Genomic DNA, 1,088 nt, shown 5'->3' on the forward strand with positions numbered 1-1,088 from the left:
AGGGCCAGGGCCGAGGGCCGAGGGCCAGGGGCCAGGTATCGCGGGGAGCGCGGGCATCCGAGGGGCGGGCGTCCCCGGGAGGGCAGACACCCGAAGGCCGGGCATCCCGGGGGAGGGCAGACACCCCGAGGGAGCGGGTGTCCCGGCGGGGCGGTCAACGCGGCGGGCCGCCAACGGCGGCGGCGGCCCGTCAACGGCAGCGTGCCGTCAGCGGCGGCGCTGGGAGCGCCAGACGAGGAACAGGGCGGAGGCGATCGCGGCGCCCTTCAGTGCCCACGGCCAGGTCTGGGCGAGTGCCTCGTTCATGTGTCCCTCGGCTATGGGTTCGCCCCAGCGGCCCCGCGTACGCCCCCACAGCCATCCGACACCGGCGGCGACGGCCGCTCCGGGCAGGTACACGACCGCCCACTTCGTCTCGGCCGGGGAGAGCCGGCGGGAGGCATACGCGATGGCCCAGCCGAGGAGCAGGCCGTAGAGGTTGCCGAGGACCGCTCCCCCGACGAGCAGGCCGGCGGCGAGGAGGAGCAGCGGGTTGCTCCAGCCGCCGGAGGGAAACGGGACGCGCAGCCGGGGCCACCGACGCGGGACGGTCTCTTCCTCCCGGCTTCCCTCGTGCCCTTGGGCGCCTCCGGGCTCGACGACCCCGTCGGTCCCGTTGGTCCCGTTGGTCCCGTCGGTCGCGTCCGTCCTGTCGGCCCCGTCCGCCGGTTTCGGCTTGCGCGGGCCGCGCGGTGGCCTGAGGAGGTCGGGGATCTCCACCCCGCCGACGAACCCGGCCGGGAGCCCGTCCGTGTCCGTGAAGGACCCCTGGCGGCCCGCCAGCCACCAGTCCGCGTCGCCGAGTTCGTCCGTGCCCGCGAGATGGGGCGGGGCGGGGTCCCCGGCCGAGGGAAACGGAGCGAACGCGTCGGCGTCCTTACCGGCCTCGGCCGGGCGCGGACGCGGTACGACCCGCCCGGGCCCCTTGCCCTTGCTCCTGCCCTTGGGCTGCGGCTCGTCGCGGTCGCGCTGTACGGGTACGGCGGCACGCGGCGCCTCGGGGGCACCGGGGGCGGGGCCCACGCCGGCGACGACCTCGTCCGGGGTGC

Annotated in this window: 1 protein-coding gene; it reads right to left on the minus strand. The window is 77.0% G+C overall.

The features are described 5' to 3' along the window. Positions 1–207: 207 nt before the first annotated feature. A partial coding sequence (locus AOK08_RS40835) for a hypothetical protein (RefSeq protein ID WP_055535501.1) occupies positions 208–1,088 on the minus strand: 881 nt, incomplete at its 5' end.

Origin of the sequence: Streptomyces graminilatus (assembly GCF_001418565.1) — a bacterium.
Taxonomy (GTDB): Bacteria; Actinomycetota; Actinomycetes; order Streptomycetales; family Streptomycetaceae; genus Streptomyces; species Streptomyces graminilatus.